Origin of the sequence: Cellulomonas biazotea, from assembly GCF_004306155.1 — a bacterium.
Taxonomy (GTDB): Bacteria; Actinomycetota; Actinomycetes; order Actinomycetales; family Cellulomonadaceae; genus Cellulomonas; species Cellulomonas biazotea.
This window is the reverse complement of the sequence record NZ_BIMR01000391.1, coordinates 1-2561: the sequence shown is the minus strand read 5'-3', so window position 1 is coordinate 2561 and position 2561 is coordinate 1. Positions and strand designations below refer to the sequence as shown.

The window sequence follows — 2561 nt, the reverse complement described above, 5'->3', positions numbered from 1 at the left end:
CCCCAGGACGGGGTCGAGGCAGGTGAGCGCCCGCCCGCCCTCAGGCATCCGGCGACCCCGTCCTCGTGCCCCACCCCAGGTGGGTTGCGGGCACCACGACGGGGTCGGCGCGGTCAGCGGCGGCGGTGGAACAGCAGCCCCGCCGCCACGCGGGCGACCAGGAAGATCCCGACGCACCACGCGACGGCCGCGACCCACGTCGACGTCTCGACCGGCAGGCCGAGCAGCAGCCCGCGCATCGTGTCCGTGACCGGCGTGACCGGGTTCCACGCCGCGATGGTCTCGAGCACCGACGGCATCGACTCCGGCGGGACGAACGCGCTCGACACGTACGGCAGGAACAGGATGAAGAACGTGAAGCCGCTGGCCGCCTCCGGCCCGGACGACAGGATCCCGACGGCCACCCCGACCCACGTGAGGGCGAGGACGAACAGCGCGACGACGCCCAGCGCGCCGAGCCAGCCGAGCACCGTCGCCTGCGGGCTGAACCCCACGAGGAACGCGACGCCGATGACGAGCGCCGTCGAGACGGCGTTGCGGACCATGCTCGCGACGACGTGCCCGGTGACGACTCCGGTCGCCCGGATCGGCATGGACCGGAACCGGTCGATGATGCCGTTGGTCATGTCGGACGCCATGTCGACCGCGGTGTTGGCGGCGCCGTAGCCGGCGGTCAGCAGGATGATCCCCGGCACGACGAAGTCGACGTAGCGGCCGCTGGGGTCGATCGCCCCGCCGAACACGTACGTGAACATCAGCAGGAGCATCACGGGCAGCAGGACGGACAGCAGGAGCGTGTCGAGCTGCCGGGTGGTGCGGCGCACGGTCCGGCCGACGAGGGCCGTCGTGTCCCGCAGCGTCTGCCCGACGTCGGGCCGGCCCGTGGGTGCGGCGGGGGCGAGCAGGGCGGTCATCGGGTCTCCCGGGGGTGCGGGCCGGCGGCGGCGAGGGTGTCCTCGTCGGGCCGGGCGGTCGTGTGGCCGGTCGTCCCGGTGGTGGTCGGTCGGCCGGTGAGCGTGAGGAACACGTCGTCGAGCGTGGGTTCGCGGACCTGCCAGGCGGCGACCTCGGCCGCGCGGGTGCCGACGTCGCCGAGGATGCGGTGCACGTCGCCGACGGACCCGTCGGTGGAGACGCGCTGCACGGTGCCGTCGCGCAGCACGAGCTCGACGTGCGCCGACCCGACCGTGCGCTTGAGGTGCGCGGCGGTGCCGTCGGCGATGACGCGGCCGTGGTCGACGACGACGATGCGGTCGGCGAGCCGGTCGGCCTCCTCGAGGTACTGCGTGGTGAGCAGGACGGTCGCGCCCGCGTCGACGACGCCCCGGATGACGTCCCACAGGTCACCGCGGCTGCGGGGGTCCAGGCCGGTGGTCGGCTCGTCGAGGAAGACGACCTGGGGACGGCTGAGCAGGCTCACGGCGAGGTCGAGGCGGCGGCGCATGCCGCCCGAGTAGGTCTTGACGAGGCGGAGCGCGGCGTCGGTGAGGTCGAACAGCGCGAGCATGTCGGCCGTGCGGGTGCGGACCTCCCGTGGGCCGAGGTGCGCGAGCCGCGCCATGAGGCGCAGGTTCTCCTCCCCCGTGAGCAGCTCGTCGACGGCGGCGTACTGGCCGGTGAGGCTGATGGCGCTGCGGACGCGGGCCGGCTCGCGCACGACGTCGGCCCCCGCGACGGTCGCGGTGCCGCCGTCGGGCCGCAGGAGCGTCGACAGGATGCGGACGGTGGTGGTCTTGCCGGCGCCGTTGGGGCCGAGCAGGGCGAGCACCTCGCCCTGGTGGACGTCGAGGTCGACGCCGTCGAGGACGGTGAGGTCGCCGTAGGACTTGCGCAGCCCGCGGGCGACGACGATCGGTGCGGTCATCGCGATCCCCCTTCTGTGTACGTCGTAAACTGTGTGTGTATGTCATACACACTTATAAGATCGGGCGTCAAGGAGGTACGACGGTGGACGACGCAGCGAACCCGCACCCCGACGAGGACCACGGGGCCGCCGACGGCGAGCCGGACGGTGGCCGCGCCGGAGGCGTCCGCCGCGGGACCGACGAGGGGCGCGGGACGGACGGACGCGCCCCGGGCGAGGGCCGCGGCACGGACGACGGACCCGCCCCACGCGCGGACGGCGGGACCAGCGACGCCCCCGGGACCACCCACGCCCACGCCGCCGAGGTCGCCCGCCGCGAGGCCGACGACGCCCGCAAGGAGGCCGAGGCGCTGCGCCGCGACCGCGAGAAGTCCGACCGGGCCGCCGCCAAGGAGGCCGACCGCGCCCGCCGCGACCGCGAGAAGGCGGAGCGCGACGCCGCCAAGGACGCCGACCGCGCGCGCAAGGAGGCCGACCGGCGCCGGCGCGACGACGAGAAGGCCGAGCGCGACCGCCTCAAGGCCCTGCAGCAGGCCGAGGCCGCCCGCGAGCGCGCCCTCCAGGACGTCGAGCGGGAACGGGTCCGCCGCGAGACCGAGGCCCGCCGCGAGGCCGAGCGCGCCCAGGCCGAGCGCGAGCGCGCCGCCCGCGACGCCGCACGGGAGGCCGGCCGGGCCCTGCGCGAGGCTGAGAAGGC

Annotated in this window: 3 protein-coding genes; 1 reads left to right on the top strand and 2 read right to left on the bottom strand. The window is 75.2% G+C overall.

The window, feature by feature from the left end:
• Positions 1-113: 113 nt before the first annotated feature.
• Positions 114-914 carry an ABC transporter permease gene (locus tag CBZ_RS19125; RefSeq protein WP_130783042.1) on the bottom strand — a complete coding sequence of 267 codons (801 nt, stop codon included), beginning with the start codon at positions 912-914 and terminating at the stop codon, positions 114-116.
• The gene (locus tag CBZ_RS19120) at positions 911-1864 is read right to left on the bottom strand and encodes an ATP-binding cassette domain-containing protein (protein WP_130783041.1); all 954 of its coding nucleotides are present in this window, start codon (positions 1862-1864) and stop codon (positions 911-913) included. Before CBZ_RS19120 ends, CBZ_RS19125 begins: the two co-directional genes overlap by 4 nt.
• Before the next feature lie 83 nt (positions 1865-1947).
• On the opposite strand from CBZ_RS19120, the gene CBZ_RS19115 reads away from it, so the two are divergent.
• Positions 1948-2561, top strand: a 614-nt coding sequence (locus tag CBZ_RS19115) for a hypothetical protein (protein ID WP_373862206.1), incomplete at its 3' end; no start/stop codon positions are given.

Excerpts from the sequence above, each read along its gene's own strand:
- CBZ_RS19125 (WP_130783042.1), bottom strand. The coding sequence starts at position 914 with ATGACCGCCCTGCTCGCCCCCGCCGCACCCACGGGCCGGCCCGACGTC.
- CBZ_RS19120 (WP_130783041.1), bottom strand. The coding sequence starts at position 1,864 with ATGACCGCACCGATCGTCGTCGCCCGCGGGCTGCGCAAGTCCTACGGC.